Here is a 281-nt window from a genome sequence, read left to right on the forward strand (position 1 = left end):
TGTCGCGGCCACCGATGGCAGCGACTACGGCACCTTCACGGTCGATGATGCGGGCAACTGGACCTACGCACTTGCCAACGATGCCGAGGCAACCCAGGCGCTGGCCGCGGGCCAGGCGGTCACCGAGACTTACACCGTCGTGCTGACCGATGGCTCGACCACGACCGTCACGGTGACGATCACCGGTGACAATGATGCCCCGGTGATCCGTGTGGACGCGGACGACAGTGCCGCGGCCAGTCTGACAGAAGCGAATGCGCCGCTGTCGGCCACGGGCACGC

General features: G+C 66.9%; 1 protein-coding gene. It reads left to right on the plus strand.

Annotation, left to right across the window (positions count from 1 at the left end):
* Positions 1–281: VCBS domain-containing protein (locus tag HXS66_RS17290; protein ID WP_218015207.1), on the plus strand; the 281-nt coding region annotated here is incomplete at both ends.

Origin of the sequence: Cobetia sp. 5-11-6-3, from assembly GCF_013374055.1 — a bacterium.
Lineage (GTDB): Bacteria > Pseudomonadota > Gammaproteobacteria > Pseudomonadales > Halomonadaceae > Cobetia > Cobetia marina.